The sequence below is a fragment of the Streptomyces sp. 840.1 genome (assembly GCF_003751445.1).
Taxonomy (GTDB): Bacteria; Actinomycetota; Actinomycetes; order Streptomycetales; family Streptomycetaceae; genus Streptomyces.
Genome location: NZ_RJUU01000001.1, coordinates 929,623 through 943,728 on the forward strand (window position 1 = coordinate 929,623; position 14,106 = coordinate 943,728).

Here is a 14,106-nt window from a genome sequence, read left to right on the forward strand (position 1 = left end):
TTCAGCGAGATGGCCACGGAAGGACTGACATGTCATCGCGAACCTCACCGACCGAGCGTCAGAGGCGCTTGGGGCGCGAACTCCGCAAGATGCGCCTGGCAGCCGAAGTCTCCGCCGAGACAGCCGCCGGTCTCCTCGGGGTCGACCGGTCCAGACTCTCCAACATCGAGCAAGGCATCCGAGCCATCAGTGAGGACCGCGTACTCGCCCTGGCCCACGCATGCGCCTGCCAGGACCAGGCGTACGTCGAGGCGCTGGCCGCCATGACGAGGCGCGCGAGGAGAGGCTGGTGGGAGCGGTATCGCGACTCGCTCCCCGACGGCCTGCTCGACATCGCGGAGCTGGAGGCCCACGCGCTCCGCATGCGGAGCGCGCACTCCGTCCACATCCCCGGAATCCTCCAGACCAGCGATCACGCATTGGCCGTCTTCCGAGTGGTCGTCCCAGCCCTCCCGGAACACGAAGTCGCGCTGCGGCTCGCGCACCGCGTGGAACGACAGCAGGTTCTGGAGGGCACAACGCCGCCCGAGTACACGGGTGTCATACACGAGGCGGCGTTGCGCATGCAGTTCGGTGGCCGCAAGGTCGCCCGTGTCCAGCTCGATCACCTGCTCACCGCATCAGAGAGCCGCCACATCACCCTGCGGGTCATCCCCTTCGAGGCGGGCGCGTTCCCGGGTGCCGGTCAGACGGTCAACTACGCGGAAGGGCCGACGCCTCGGCTGGACACCGTGCAGGTGGACAGCACCCACGGCCCCGAATTCCTGGATGGGGAAGAACAGTTGGCGAAGTATCGTTCCCATCTCGACTGGATGGAGCGGATCGCTCTGCCGCCCCAGAAGTCACGGGACTTCATCCATGGCATCGCACGCCACCTATGAGGGAGCCACCATGCGGGACGTCACGTGGGAAGAACCGTTCTGCGGCGAGGGCGCCAGCTGCTTCAGGCTCGGCACCGACCAGGAGGGCAACGGCTACATCGCCGTCCTCGGCTCGGAGGAGCACTTCCTCACTGACAGCCGCGAGGCACTCCAGCAGCTGATCCGCGACATCAAGGCCGGCAAGGCGGACCACTTGCTGTGACAGCGGGTCTCGTCACTCGCTCTTCGACGACAGGGGCGCCCACGTGTACCGGACGCGTACGCCCCGGTCCTGGAGCCAGGCGGTCTCGCGGCGGCGGAGTTCGGGCGCGGACTCCGGCGCGATGGCGCTGGGCCAGCGGACGAGTACCGCGGTGACATGGCCGGTTCGCACCAGCTGTCTCACTCGCCGCCATCCCCGGCGCTGGGCCGGGTCGGGCTCGCCGTAGGTGTCGGTGACGACCTCGGCGATGGTCAGCCCGCGCTCCTGGGCGAACGCGTGGCCCTCTCTCCGTGCACGCTGCGTGGCCGCCCCGGGCGCGCGGGGGGCCCTGTCCGCGCACACGTACAGGACGACGGGAGAGGCGGTTTCAGCGTGGGGGGTCATGGGTGCCTTCTGTAGATGCATCGAGGAACGGGGATTCCTCGCCGCGCGAAGGAGGCGTAGCGGGGCCGTACGGTTTCGACCGGGGTTTTCGCCGTTGAGCGGGGGGACCGGTCCGGTGCACGGCAGGCGGGGCCTGTCCGCGCCGCGTTCGGGGTGTCGCCGCCGGGGCGGGCGCCGTACTCGGCGCCGGGCCGCACCCATGGCGTCAGGAGTGGGCCGCCAACTCGACCCAGACGACCTTGCCTTCCGCATGCGCCGAGCGTGCGGAGCCCCAGCGGTCCGCGAGTTGGGACACGAGGAGCAGGCCTCGCCCGTTCTCCTCGTCCGGGCCGGCGAGATGCTCGGGCGCACGGACCGGGGTGCGGCCCTCGTCGTGGAGTTCGATACGCAGGCGCCGCTCGTCGTCGGTCAGCGTGAGGCCGCACAGGACCCGGCCGCTGCCGGTGTGCAGCACGGCGTTCGTGGTCAGCTCGGAGACCAGCAGCACCGCGTCGCAGCACGTGTCGCCCGGTACCTTCCAGGCGCGGAGCCGGTCTCGCACGGTGTCGCGGGCGGCTCTCGCGCTGGTGCGCAGGGCGGGCAGGCCGAACCAGTACTCCCGACAGGGCTCGGTCGCGGCTAAGGCGGACGTCGCGGGCGGGGCCGGGGCGGGGGACGTGTGCAGAGTCACGGATGTCGCCTTCCAGTGCCTTCCGGGGGGCAGGCGCGGTGTGGGGGTGCGGGCTGCGGCCCGATGAGAAAGAGGCGCGTGCCGAGGCAGGCCCCCTGCGGTGAGGTGCCGACGACGGCATCGGCATCACGCGTCCTGTCCGGACCGGATGCCTCGTCAGAGCTGCGACTTGACCACTCACATGTCAACTATCGCGTGCTAGGACTCACGCTGCAACCGACTCCCTGATAATTTCAGCAGTGCCGGTATCACCCTGGCGTCGTCTTCAAGCCACTGTAAGAATGGTGTTGTTGATGAACTCTCAGGAGGTTGGGCGTGAGCGAAGCCCGTTCCGGCACCACCGCGCCGACGGTCCTGCGCATGATCCTCGGGCGTCGGCTCCAGGACATGCGGCTCGCAGTCGGTGCGTCGCTGGAGGACGCGGCGAAGGCTCTGCGCGTGACACCCCTGACGATCCGGCGGCTCGAGAAGGCCGAGGTCGCCCTGAAACCGCTGTACGTCGAGAAACTTCTGGAGACCTTCGGGGCGGACCGCCAGGAGATAGACGAGTTCGTCGACCTGGCCGAGCAGGCCAACGAGCCCGGCTGGTGGCACTCCTACCGCGACGCCGTGCCGAGCTGGTTCACCGCCTATGTCAGCCTGGAGACCGGCGCCCAGACCCTTCGCACCTATGAACCCCAGTACGTCACGGGCCTTCTGCAGACTCACGACTACGCCCGCGCCGTACTGCGCGGAGGGTTGCCGAACGGCAGCGACGAGGAGCTCACGCGCCGCGTGGAGCTGCGGCTGCGCCGCCAGAGCCTGCTGGAGCGCGAGGACGCCCCCACGTTGTGGGTGGTCATGGAGGAAGCCGTCCTGCACCGGTCGGTGGGTGGCCCCGACGTGATGCGGGAGCAGATCGAGCGGCTCCTCGACGTGTCCGAACTCCCGCATGTCAGCCTCGACATCGTCTCGTTCGACGCAGGTGCGCACGTCGGGGCGTGCGCCCCGTTCACGTACTTCCGGTTCGCGGAGCCCGAGCTGCCGGACATCGTCTACAGCGAAATCCTGTCCGCCTCCGTCTACCTGGACCAGCGGGTGGACGTCGTCGCCCATCTTGAGGCGCATTCCCGTATGGCGCTGCTGACGTCGTCCGAGGACAGCAGAGCGCTCTTGAACCGCATGCGCAAGGAGTACTCGTGACGATCACCGACAAGTGTGTCTACAACGGAATGTCGGCCCGCGATCTCGGGGAACAGGGCTGGGAGCGCCCCTGGAGCGGGCCGAACGGCGGCCAGTGCGTCGAAACGAAGAAGCTCGCCGACGGCCGGGTGGCCGTACGGCAGTCGACCGACCCGGCCGGGCCGGCGCTGATCTACGCACCGGAGGAGATCGCCGCGTTCGTGCGCGGGGTCAAAGAGGGCATGGCCGATCACTTGGCCGCCGGGTGAACCGGCGGCGGACAGCGGGAACGCCGACACCGGTCCCGTTCCAGGCCTGCGGGCTGACAGACACACGGACGAAGGGGAGCACATGAGCACCAGGCAGGCCGGCCGGGACCTCGACACGAGCAGGCCGCACTCGGCCCGGATGTACGACTACTTCCTGGGTGGCAAGGACCACTTCGAGATAGACAAGGAGGCGGCCCTGGTCGCCGCCGAGGCCCACCCCGGCCTCTTCGTGACCGCCCGCGAGAACCGGGCGTTCATGCACCGGGCCACCCGGGCCCTGGCGCAGGAGCACGGCATCCGCCAGTGGCTCGACATCGGCACCGGCATCCCGACCGAGCCCAACCTGCACCAGGTCGCCCAGTCCGTGGTCCCCGAGGCCCGTGTCGTCTACGCGGACAACGACCCCCTCGTCCTCAAGTACGCCGAACGCCTCATGCGCAGCACGACGCAGGGACGCACGACCTACATCGAGGCCAACGTCAAGGACCCCGACGCGTTGCTGGACGCCGTGCGCGCCTCGGAGGTCCTGGACTTCGAGAAGCCGATCGCCCTCTCCCTGAACGCGCTCATGCACTTCATCACCGCGCCGAACGACCCGTACGACATCGTCCGCCGGCTCCTCGACGCACTGCCGGTCGGCAGCGCCCTCGCGATGAACCACTGCACGCCGGACTTCGACCCCGTCGTCTGGAACGCGGTCGCGGAGGTCTACACCAGCTCGGGGACTCCGGTGGAGTTCCGTTCGCACAAGGACATCAGCCGCTTCTTCGACGGCCTCGACGTGATAGCCCCCGGCCTGTGCTGCTGCCACCGCTGGCGCCCCGCCGGACCCACCGACGGCACGGAGCCCGCAGACGCCCAGATCGGCCTGCTGGCGGGCGTGGGCATAAAGCGCTGAGGGGTGGGGGCCTTGCTCGCCAACCTCTCCCGCGGAAGGCTCACTTAGCGCCCCGGGCCCTGCTGCGGGAGAGGTGGGGGCGCATGCGAGCGTGGTGACCATGACCACCGACAACACACCAGCGGATGAGCGAGTCACCCGGGCATGGAGCCGGATCGTGGAGTGGCTGGCCGAATACACCCCGCCGTCGTACGCGGCCCTCAGGCCCGGCGCCTCCGACACCGACATCGCGGCCCTGGCAGAAGCCCTCGGCGTGAGCGTTCCGGACGAGCTGGAGGCGCTGTGGCGGCTGTCCGCCGGCGAGGACGGCGTAGCGGGTTCGGGGCTCATGCTGGGCGACTGGGCCCTGATGCCGCTGGACGTCGTGATCACGGTCCACCGAATGCAGATGGAGATGCAGGAGGGGCACGGCGAGGACGAGGGCGCCCTGGTGCTGTGGAAGCCGTCCTGGATACCGTTCTGCTCGTTTAGCCCCAACGACACCGTCTACGGCCTCTACCTCAACGGTGAGACCGGGGAAGTCTGCAAGTGGACCAGATACGGGGAGCGCGAGCGGGAGTACGAGTCGCTGCCCGCCTACCTGGAACTCATGGCGGTCAGTCTGGAAGCCCCCCTGGCGACGGCCGGCCCGGAGAAGCCCGGCATGAACGGCGGCGCCCTCATGTGGGGACCGCCTTCCGACGAGGTGCGCGGGGAGCAGTGGCAGCACCACCTGGGTCAGGCCCCGCCGCGCCATCCCGCGAAGACTCCCGGCGCGATCCGGGAAGCCCTGCCCGTCGATGAGCGTGCGGAGTTCGATGCGCGGCGCGACGCGCTCGACCTGGGCGACCCCGAGTCCGTCACCGCCTTCCGGGACCACTGGTGGGAGCGCGCCGTGCAGGCCCAGGAGGAGCTGGAGGACGCCGTGGCGAACGCGCTGGGCGGGAACGTCATGGCCGCCCCCGGCCGCCTGCTGGCGCCGGAGTACGAGGCCACGCTGCCGCCCGCTGTCCGCCACCGTCCGCCGTCCCTCCACGACGTCCGGTCCGCCCTGCGCCACGAGAGCATCCGCGCGCGTTTCGACCGGGACCATATGGCCGCGATCCCGCCGCACTATCCGGCGCTGCTGCTGCGGTGGTGGGACCTCGCCCGCCTGCTGGCCGACCCTCGCGGAGAGCGGGCCGTACGCGCTGTCCTCCATGGCCGCCGCGTCTCCGGTTGACCATGGCGGCGGTCACCGCTGCTGACGGGGCCGCTTGGGCACCTCGGAGGAGACGGCCAAGCGGCCCCGTGACCGTGGCTCTGTAGGCCCTCGGTCGTGCGGTCGGGCGGTCGTGCGACGGGTCAGGAGGAGCCGCCGCGCGGGAAGGAGACCTCGACGCGGCGGTTCTTCTTCCGGCCCTCTTCCGTGCTGTTGTCGGCGATCGGGTACTGCTCGCCGTAGCCGCGGATCTCGAAGGTGATGTCGGGCCCGAGTTGCTTCGACAGGACTCCGTTCACAGCGTCGGCACGCTGCTTGGACAGAACATCTCCGTGAGCGGAGGATCCGAGGTCGTCCGTGAAGCCGAACACGCGCACCTTGGTGGCATTCTGCTTCTCGATCTCGGCGCTGATGGCAGCAATACGAGAGTTGGCCTCGGAGCTCAGCTTGGCGCTGTCCTTACCGAAGAGCACCTCCGCCTGAAGGGCGAACTTCACACTCGCGTTCGAATCCTCGCGACGCTCCTGGCCCCCTTCATCCTCGACCACCTGAATGATGTCGAGGACTCTGGCCGGAGCCAGCGTGCTGCCCTCCGGCATCTTGAGGTCGGGATCGTTCCCGTCCACCGCGACCGGTGGCGTCTCCGAGGCTTCCGTCCCCGGGGGCACGCTCGGGCCGTCATCCGCCTGGGCCGTCGGCGCGCCGAAGACCGACACACAAGACAGCAAGAAGGCAGTGACAATGGCTGTTCCCGCAATCTGCCTCGGCTGACGCGATGATGTGTGGGTCATGTCAGACATCATCCAGAGATCTTCAGTGACGTGGTCGCAAACGTCGGCAGGGTGAAGTCAACCTCGGTCGTCGTGCTCGGTGGCGCCGGGAACTGCATGAACACCGGAGTGGACTTGCCGGGCTGGACCGCCGACATGTCCGAGGTGCACAGGCACCGGCCGTCCGTGTCACGAAGGATGTAGTAGCGCTTCTTACCAGTCTTGTCCACCAGCGTCGCACCGGCGACGGAGTTGAGATTACTGTTCACGATGTTGCTTTCGGTGCCGACCCAAGCTGAAGGGTTCACAGGCGTGTCGCCCTTGTTCGTCAGCTCACCCTGCACGGTGACGAACCCGCCCGAGTCGCGTTTCACCTGATTGATGACCAGCAACATACCCTTGTCGCCCCTGGCTTGAGCCAGATTGGCGTTCGGGTCCACTGGGTCCCCGGCGGCGGTGTCTTGCTGCGCGCCCTTGTCGCCGTCGGTGCCCCTTTCCGCAGACTTCGAAGGTGCAGACGCTCCGACGTCCTTCGCTCCCCCACCGTCGTCCCCACCGCAACCAGTGACGACGAAGGCCAAGGCAGCCGCCATCGAGGCGGCCGCCACTGCCCTTTGGGACTTCGTGGTGCGCCGAATGCTCATGGGCTCAGAATCCTCTACTCGTCTGCTCATTGTTCGCTGTCAGTTGTCGGTCAGGTGCACGGCAAAGATCAACTTGCCGAGTTCAGGGACAGGGTCCTTATCGGTCAGGTCGATCGTGACGTCCTGACCCCCGTCACAACGGAACTCAAACGGCCCGAGCGTGCCGTCCGCATCGCCTTTGCCCTTGTCGCCGTCGTCCTCGTCCCTGCTCTCGCTCTGCCCGGGGTCAGGCGCTTGAGGAACGGACTTCAAGGTGCACCGGAACTCGACCACCGCTGTGGCCGATGCCGTGGCATGAGCGTTCTTGGTCGAAGGGATCACCGAAGAACCCACTGTGTAGCGAGTCCTGACCTTGGCAGTGACTCTGTCCTGCCAGTACCCCTGCCGCCAGTAGAAGTCGGTCAAGTCCGAGCGATTCCTGGATGCAAGCCGAACGGCTTCGGACTCCCCCGCTCCGAAGTACTGATAGCCCCCCAAGAAGTCATTGAGACCGTCAGGTTCCCGAAGCGCCTGGAGGAACGGCACCATCAGGTCGTCGCGCGCCTGCTGAGCAGCGGCGAGTGCAGCAGCGTCGGCGGCACCCTGGGCTCCATTGCGCGCGGCCGCGGCCTGACCGACCGCGAAGAAGGCAAAAGCGAGAAAGAGCAGGCCCGCCACCATCACGATGTAGATGGGGAAAGCCTGCCCTGCCTCGCTGCGGTCCCTCGCAGTCACTAGCCTGCCTTGACCTGGGACACCAACGCAGTGATGCGGGTAGTGATCGCCGCACCGATTCCCGAAGCCACCATGCCGCCGATGATCGCGACGATCACCAGGATGATCCCGAGGTACTCGAACGCCGTCTGGCCGCGGTCCGCGGTCTCGTAGCGCTTCTGGAGCCTCGATACCGCCGTGTTGGCCCAGCCGTTGACACGGGCGGCGGCCTTCAGAGTGATGTTCGACATGGTGTTCCCCTCCGGATTCGGCCAACCGATTGCCGGCGGGCGCGCAAGTTCCTTCGCTGCCAACCCCGTTACCGGCTTCCTCCCGGTCTCTGACAAGGGTGACATGAGAAACATACGGCGGAACCCCGATTGCGCCAGAGGGTCTCAGGGCCCTTTCCCGGGCCCATTCAGCCATTCGGGTACCGCTCCGCCCTCGCATGGCTACCTTCCCCTCTGCGGGGCGGGGCCGGGGGCGGGGGCTGTGCCCAGCCGGCGGGTGATCGACTCGCTTCGGCCGGCGCTGTGCGGCTTGGGGAAGATCCGGTTGATCTGGTTCTTCACGGCCGTCTCGCCGGTGAAGCGGGTGGCGGCGATTTGCTGGTTGCTCATTCCTGACGCGATCAGCTCCACGACCCCCACCTCCCTTGAACTCTGCCTGTACTGCGCCCCGTTATAGGCGGCACCCAGCCTCCCGGTCACAGAAGACTGTCCCATACCTAATTGCACATGCGAAAGACCCTGCGAGTGCGGTACGGGGCGATTCGCAGACGGGCCCCTCGATGGCTGGGCGTGGCGCTCTGCGTACCCCAGCGCCACGGAGGCGGTGGTGAGGGCGGGAGCAGCGGCGTCTCGCATCCGGTTCATCCAGAGCATCCCGGTCACCCGCCTCATCCGCCGAGGAACGAGAAGTCGACGTCGGCCCCGTAGACGAATCCGACCGTGAGCAGCAGCAGGGTGCCGGGGAGCAGGAAGGTGGTGACCGCGAAGGTCGCCTTCGGGACGGCCTTGGCCGCCTTGCGGCGGGCGTTCTGGGCGTCGGTGCGGCGCATGTCGTTGGCTATCTGGATCAGCGTCTCGACGATCGGCGCGCCCAGTTCCTCGCCCTGCTGGAGTGTCGTGACGAACATCGCGACCTGCTCCGAGTCGTTGCGTCTGCGGAGCTCCTCGAAGGCCTCGCGACGGCTGACGCCCATGTCCATCTGGCGCAGGGTGATGCGGAGTTCGTCGGCCCAGGGGCCCTCGTACTTCTCCGCCACGCGTTCCAGGGCCTGCCGGAATCCGAGGCCCGCAGAGACGACGACGGCGAGGACGTCGAGGAAGTCGGGGAGGGTGCGCTCGATGTGGTCCCGGCGGACCCGGACGGCCGACCAGATGCCGACCTCGACCCAGAAGATGCCGAAGGCGACCAGCAGGACGGCGAGGAAGATCTGGCCGCGCATCAGCATCGTCAGGGCACCGAGCGCGCCGAGCGCCCCGTAGACGGCGCGGCGGGCGGCGTACCGGTCGATGGTGAGGCCGCCGGGGTTGCCGGCCATGTCGATCTGGCGGCGCTTCTTGCTGACGGCCTTGGCGCCCATCATCCTGAGCACCGCGGGGGCCCACCGCATGCCCATCCGGTCGATGACGGAGCCGACCGCGCCGGTGCGGGTGGAGCCGACCTCCAGGGCGATGGCGAGGTCGCCGGGGAGCTTGGCGTCGGCCCGGTACATCCGGATGCCGGCGATCGCGCCGTACACGGCGAGTCCCACCACGAGTGCGAGCAACAGGTCCATGTCCGCTCCTCCCCTCAGACGTCGATGCGGGACAGGCGGCGGATCACTACGAATCCGATCGCGTACAAAATGAGCGCGACGACGACCGCGGCCTGGCCGATCAGCGCGCCCGTCATCCGGTCGAGCGCGCCGGGCATCACGGCGTTCATCAGGAGCATGGCGGCGAAGCCGAACCCCGGGACGGCGTAGGCCGTGACGGTCACCTGGGAGAGCTGGGTCCTGACCTCGCGCCGGGTCTCCTTGCGCTCCTCCAGCGTCTCGGTGAGGTTGCGCAGCGAGCTGACGACCATGCCGCCGGCCCTGTTGGACAGGACGAGGGTGGTGACGAGGACGACGAGTTCGCGCGACGGCAGCCGGTCGGTCAGCTCGCTCAGCGCGTCGTCCAGCGATTCGCCCACGTCGAGCCGGCGCACGACCCGGGCCAGCTCCTCGCCCGCCGGGTCATCCAGTTCCTCCGCCGCCATGGCGAGCGCGGTGCGCAGGGCGAGTCCGGCCTGGGTGGCGTTGGCGAGGATGCGGGAGAGCTCGGGGAGCTGGTTGATGAAGCGGTCGGTGCGTTTGGTCCGCTGCCAGTTCAGGAAGGCGTTGGTGCCCCAGAGGCCGATCAGGGCGGCCACGGGGCCGAAGAAGGAGGCCAGGACCGAGGAGGCGGCCAGCCAGAGCCCGGCCATGGCGATCAGTGCGTAGACGAAGAACTCGCCCGGCGTGATCTCCAGCCCGGTGGCCGTGAGTTTCAGCTCGATCCTGCGGCCGAGACCCGTCGTACGCAGTCTGCGGTCGATGCCCTGGAAGCGGCGGTGGCGCCCCCCTGGCGGCAGTTGGCCCGGGTGCGAGAGGCGGTCGAGGAGGGCGTCGCGGTCGGCCTTCCCGCCGGCGTACGCGTGCAGACCCACGACGCCGAGTACGCCGCAGACGAGGGTGACGCCAATCGTGAGGAGGGCGAGATTGGTCATGGCGCGGTACCTACTTGGCCTCTCGGGTGGCGAGCTGTTCTTCGGACGTGGCGACCCCGAAGGCCTGCGGGATGGGCTGGCCGGCCATGTAGAGGCGCTCGGCGGCCTTCCGGGGCAGCGGGAGGTACTGGAACCGGCCGTGGACCCGGCCGTCGGCGGCCATCGGCCGGGCGTCGAAGCGGGCCACGCTGACGATGCGGTAGTTGTCCCGGCCGTGCGAGTCGAGCATGGCGATCTCGCTGACCTTGCGGGAACCGTCGGCGTGCCGGGTGAGCTGGACGATCACGTCGACGGCGCTGTTGATCTGGTCGTGCAGCGCCTCGAAGGGGATCTTGATCTCCGACATCGAGGCCAGGGTCTGCAGCCGCATCAGCGCGTCCTCGGCGCTGTTGGCGTGCACGGTGGCGAGGGAGCCGTCGTGGCCGGTGGACATCGCCTGGAGCATGTCGAGCGACTCGCCGCCGCGGACCTCACCGACGACGATGCGGTCGGGGCGCATGCGCAGGGAGTTGCGGACCAGGTCGCGGATGGTGACCTGGCCCTTGCCCTCGACGTTCGCCGGGCGGGACTCCAGCCGGATGACGTGGTTCTGCTGGAGCTGGAGCTCGGCGGAGTCCTCGATGGTGACGATGCGCTCGTGGTCAGGGATCAGCCCGGAGAGCGCGTTGAGGAGGGTGGTCTTACCGGTACCGGTGGCGCCGGAGACGATGATGTTGAGCTTGGCCTGGACGAGCCCCGAGAGCAGGAGCAGCATCTGCTCGTCGAGCGAGCCGAAGCCGATCATCTCCGGAAGGGTGAAGGACCGGGGGAACCGCCGGATGGTGAGCGTCGCACCGGTCAGCGAGAGCGGCGGAATGATCACGTTGACGCGCTCCCCGCTGGGGAGGCGGGCGTCGACCATCGGATTCGACTCGTCGACGCGGCGGTTGACGGTGGAGACGATGCGTTCGATGGTCTGCATCAGCTGTTCGTGCGAGCCGAAGCGCATCGGGAGCTGTTCGACCCTGCCGCCGCGCTCCACGAAGATCTGGTCGGGTCCGTTCACCATGATCTCGGTGATGGACGCGTCCTCCAGCAGTGGTTCGAGGATACCGAGGCCGAGTGCCTCGTCCACGACCCGGCGGATCAGCTGGGCGCGTTCGACGGTCGAGAGGACCGGGCCCTCGCGGCTGATGATGTGGCCGAGTACGCGCTCGAGGCGGGCCCGCCGGTCGGCGGCGGCCAGCGAGGACATCTCCGCGAGGTCGATCTCCTCCAGCAGCTTGGCCCGGTAGGAGGCGACCATGTGGCCGTCCTCCCGGCCCCCTCGGTGCTCATCGGGGGCGGTGATGCGTGCCCGCAGACTCATGGTGCCAACTCCTCGGTCCGGCTTGCTGGTGGTGCGGTGCGGGGCTCAGTCGCGCGGCATGGTCGAGCTGCGTGTGGCCGTCCCCAGTGAGGAGAGGCCGGGGATGACGCTGGGGATGTCCACGTCGGCGGTGTAGGTGACGTCGTTGCCGCCGCCCGACGAGCTCCAGCTCAGGCCGTCCGCGAGCCAGCCGCTGATCGCGTTCGAGCCCGCCTGTTCGGGCGATCCGGCCTCGGGCTCGTCCTGCCCGGCCGTCCGGGCCGCGACCCGCGCGGCGGTGCCCGCCTGGTTGACGGTGTACGCGGCGATGCCGAGCTGGATGGCGCAGAGGCCGACCAGCAGCAGCAGCGGGATGAACCCCAGGTACTCGATGGCGACCTGGCCGCGCTCACGACGGGGCCTCCGCCCGTTCCCGGTCATCGATCAGCCCTCCTTCACCGAAGCCGCTTCACCGGTGACCGTCGGCCCCCAGTCGAGTACGCCGGGCACCAGGACGGGCACGTCGAGGTGGACCCTGGCCCGGTACAGGCCGGGGCCGCCGTCGCCGCAGTCGATTGAGCCGCCCCGCCAGGCGTCGGGCAGGTCCTCGTCGGCCGCCCGGTGGCAGGCGCCCGCGCGGTCCCCCTGCGATCCGCCTCCCGCCCGTGCCCCCATGTCCGCCGCGTTGCTCGCCAGGCTGAACGTGTAGCCGAACAGGGCGCACTGCCAGAGCGCGACGAGCAGCAGAATGATCAGAGGCGTCACGCCGACGAACTCGATCGCGGTCTGGCCCCGGTCACGGCCGCGGTCTCGGGTACTGGCTCGGGTGCGGGGCCGGTCACGCCTCCCGGCCGAACCCGGCCCCGCACCCCAGCCCGGCCCCGTACTCGAGCCAGTACCCGAGCCCGGCCCTGCACCCGAACCCGTACCCGCGCCTGTGCCGGCTTCCGCCGCCGCTGCCGCTTCCGCCGCTGCCGCTTCCGCCGTCCGCGTGGTTGCCATGGATCCGCCCGCCCCTCAGTCGGTTCTGCCACGGCCGGCGAGATCGCCGCGCCTGCGCGGACGGCCGATCGAGCCCCGGTCGGCGCGGTACTTCTCCTTGCCCGCCGGGGCTGCGGGGAGCTTCACCAGGCCCAGCTCCCCCGCCAGCGCCCAGAGCGCCTGCTTCACCACGCTCTTCTGGTCGAGCTCGTGCATCCGCCCGGCATCGACGGCGCTCTGGAGTTCCTTGAAATTGGCGGGGATCGCCGTCCCGGCCATGCGGGTCCCGGTGATCTTCTGGATCAGCTGCGGCTGGATCTCGGTGTTGCGGTTGAAGCGGTTGACGACCGTGGTCGTCTCCTCGGCCTTGCGGATCTGGAGCCGGTCCCACATCCGTACGATCCGCTTCGCGCCGCGCACCGCGACCACGTCCGGGGTGGTGACCAGGAGCGCGGTGTCGGCCATCTCGATCGCCGCGGCGTTGGCACTGCTCATCTGGCCGCCGCAGTCGATGACCACGGTCTCGTAGCGCGAGCGCAGTGCGGTGACGATCTGCCGGGCCGCGCGGTCGCTGACCTCTTCGCCGCGCTCCCCCTCACCGGGGGCCAGGAGCAGCGCGACCCCGGTGCTGTGGCTGAACACCGCGTCGGCCAGGACGCGCGGGGAGATGTCGCTGATCGCCGCCAGGTCGACGATGGAGCGGCGGAACTGCACGTCCAGGTACGAGGCGATGTCCCCGGACTGCAGGTCCATGTCGACCAGGGCGACCGTCCGTCCCGAGGCCTGGGCGGCGAGGGCGAGCTGCACGGCCGCGACGGTCGTCCCCACCCCGCCCTTGGCGCCGCTGACCGTCACGACGGTGCCGCCCGGACCGGTGAAGACGTCGCCGCCGACGCCGAGGTGCCGGCGTACGCCGACGGACCACTGGGCTGCCGACTGGACCCGGTTGGCCAGTTCCTCGTAACCCAGCGGCAGGGTGGCCAGGCCGCGCGCCCCGGAGTCCATCGCCGCGGAGAACAGGCTGGCGCTCGCGTCGGCGGTGATGAGGACGACCCCGACGGCGGGGAAGCGCAGGGACACCTCGCGGATCAGCTCCAGGGCCGGTACCGGTCCGATCCGCTCGTGGACCAGCACCACCTCGGGCAGCTCGTCGAGCGACTCGCCCGCGAGACGCGCGAGTGTGTCGATGAGCTGGGTGGAGTCACCGACCGGAGCCGCTGGTTCCGCGTCGGGGAGCTGGCTGAGCAGGGTGGTGACGGATCTGGCCGCGTCGGCGTCACCGACGGCCGGGAGGATCCTCGTGGTCATCC

At 69.2% G+C, this 14,106-nt stretch carries 19 protein-coding genes; 6 read left to right on the plus strand and 13 right to left on the minus strand.

From position 1 onward, the window contains the following. Positions 1-29 precede the first annotated feature (29 nt). Both EDD93_RS04095 and EDD93_RS04100 read left to right on the plus strand, forming a co-directional pair. On the plus strand, positions 30-881 hold the full coding sequence (locus EDD93_RS04095) for a helix-turn-helix transcriptional regulator (protein ID WP_123523866.1): 852 nt from the start codon (positions 30-32) through the stop codon (positions 879-881). Positions 882-891: 10 nt separating this feature from the next. Continuing rightward, positions 892-1,083 (plus strand): hypothetical protein, encoded by a 192-nt coding sequence (locus EDD93_RS04100; RefSeq protein ID WP_123523867.1) that lies wholly within the window; start codon positions 892-894, stop codon positions 1,081-1,083. Positions 1,084-1,095: 12 nt separating this feature from the next. Here the strand turns inward: EDD93_RS04100 and EDD93_RS04105 are convergent, their stop codons facing one another. Both EDD93_RS04105 and EDD93_RS04110 read right to left on the minus strand, forming a co-directional pair. Next, a complete protein-coding gene (locus EDD93_RS04105; RefSeq protein WP_123523868.1) occupies positions 1,096-1,467 on the minus strand; it encodes a recombinase family protein in 372 nt (123 codons plus the stop codon). Between the two features lie 205 nt (positions 1,468-1,672). Continuing rightward, positions 1,673-2,137 (minus strand): ATP-binding protein, encoded by a 465-nt coding sequence (locus EDD93_RS04110; RefSeq protein ID WP_260255616.1) that lies wholly within the window; start codon positions 2,135-2,137, stop codon positions 1,673-1,675. A 315-nt stretch (positions 2,138-2,452) separates the two neighbouring features. Between EDD93_RS04110 and EDD93_RS04115 the strand changes: the two genes are divergently transcribed. The 4 genes from EDD93_RS04115 (at position 2,453) to EDD93_RS04130 (ending at position 5,666) form a co-directional block, all read left to right on the plus strand. After that, positions 2,453-3,319: a helix-turn-helix transcriptional regulator gene (locus tag EDD93_RS04115; RefSeq protein WP_123523870.1), complete on the plus strand. Its 867-nt coding sequence runs from the start codon at positions 2,453-2,455 to the stop codon at positions 3,317-3,319. Further along, positions 3,316-3,567, plus strand: a complete 252-nt coding sequence (locus EDD93_RS04120; RefSeq protein WP_123523871.1) for a DUF397 domain-containing protein — start codon at positions 3,316-3,318, stop codon at positions 3,565-3,567. The genes EDD93_RS04115 and EDD93_RS04120 overlap by 4 nt, the downstream gene beginning before the upstream one ends. Positions 3,568-3,649: 82 nt before the next feature. Continuing rightward, complete coding sequence (locus tag EDD93_RS04125; protein WP_123523872.1) at positions 3,650-4,465, plus strand: SAM-dependent methyltransferase; 816 nt, start codon at positions 3,650-3,652, stop codon at positions 4,463-4,465. A gap of 100 nt (positions 4,466-4,565) precedes the next feature. Continuing rightward, the gene (locus EDD93_RS04130; RefSeq protein ID WP_185092208.1) at positions 4,566-5,666 is read left to right on the plus strand and encodes an SMI1/KNR4 family protein; all 1,101 of its coding nucleotides are present in this window, start codon (positions 4,566-4,568) and stop codon (positions 5,664-5,666) included. A 122-nt stretch (positions 5,667-5,788) separates the two neighbouring features. On the opposite strand, the gene EDD93_RS04135 is transcribed toward EDD93_RS04130, so the two are convergent. The 11 genes from EDD93_RS04135 to EDD93_RS04185 form a co-directional block, all read right to left on the minus strand. Beyond that, positions 5,789-6,436, minus strand: coding sequence for an OmpA family protein (locus EDD93_RS04135; RefSeq protein WP_123527574.1), 648 nt, complete (start codon positions 6,434-6,436; stop codon positions 5,789-5,791). Between the two features lie 8 nt (positions 6,437-6,444). Beyond that, positions 6,445-7,059: a hypothetical protein gene (locus EDD93_RS04140; RefSeq protein ID WP_123523874.1), complete on the minus strand. Its 615-nt coding sequence runs from the start codon at positions 7,057-7,059 to the stop codon at positions 6,445-6,447. Between the two features lie 39 nt (positions 7,060-7,098). Next, complete coding sequence (locus EDD93_RS04145; protein ID WP_123523875.1) at positions 7,099-7,773, minus strand: pilus assembly protein TadG-related protein; 675 nt, start codon at positions 7,771-7,773, stop codon at positions 7,099-7,101. Then, complete coding sequence (locus EDD93_RS04150; protein ID WP_123523876.1) at positions 7,773-8,003, minus strand: hypothetical protein; 231 nt, start codon at positions 8,001-8,003, stop codon at positions 7,773-7,775. Before EDD93_RS04150 ends, EDD93_RS04145 begins: the two co-directional genes overlap by 1 nt. A 201-nt stretch (positions 8,004-8,204) precedes the next feature. Further along, positions 8,205-8,654, minus strand: coding sequence for a LuxR C-terminal-related transcriptional regulator (locus tag EDD93_RS40780; protein ID WP_123523877.1), 450 nt, complete (start codon positions 8,652-8,654; stop codon positions 8,205-8,207). Beyond that, entirely contained in the window at positions 8,651-9,535 is an 885-nt protein-coding gene (locus EDD93_RS04160) for a DUF5936 domain-containing protein (RefSeq protein WP_123523878.1), read from the minus strand. Before EDD93_RS04160 ends, EDD93_RS40780 begins: the two co-directional genes overlap by 4 nt. Before the next feature lie 14 nt (positions 9,536-9,549). Next, positions 9,550-10,488 (minus strand): type II secretion system F family protein, encoded by a 939-nt coding sequence (locus tag EDD93_RS04165; protein ID WP_123523879.1) that lies wholly within the window; start codon positions 10,486-10,488, stop codon positions 9,550-9,552. Positions 10,489-10,498: 10 nt separating this feature from the next. Beyond that, entirely contained in the window at positions 10,499-11,836 is a 1,338-nt protein-coding gene (locus tag EDD93_RS04170; protein WP_123523880.1) for a CpaF family protein, read from the minus strand. 45 nt (positions 11,837-11,881) lie between these two features. Then, complete coding sequence (locus EDD93_RS04175; protein WP_123523881.1) at positions 11,882-12,256, minus strand: TadE/TadG family type IV pilus assembly protein; 375 nt, start codon at positions 12,254-12,256, stop codon at positions 11,882-11,884. Positions 12,257-12,259: 3 nt separating this feature from the next. Beyond that, a complete protein-coding gene (locus tag EDD93_RS40050) occupies positions 12,260-12,580 on the minus strand; it encodes a septum formation initiator (protein ID WP_260255618.1) in 321 nt (106 codons plus the stop codon). Positions 12,581-12,832: 252 nt separating this feature from the next. Beyond that, complete coding sequence (locus tag EDD93_RS04185; protein WP_123523883.1) at positions 12,833-14,104, minus strand: AAA family ATPase; 1,272 nt, start codon at positions 14,102-14,104, stop codon at positions 12,833-12,835. Positions 14,105-14,106: the final 2 nt, after the last annotated feature.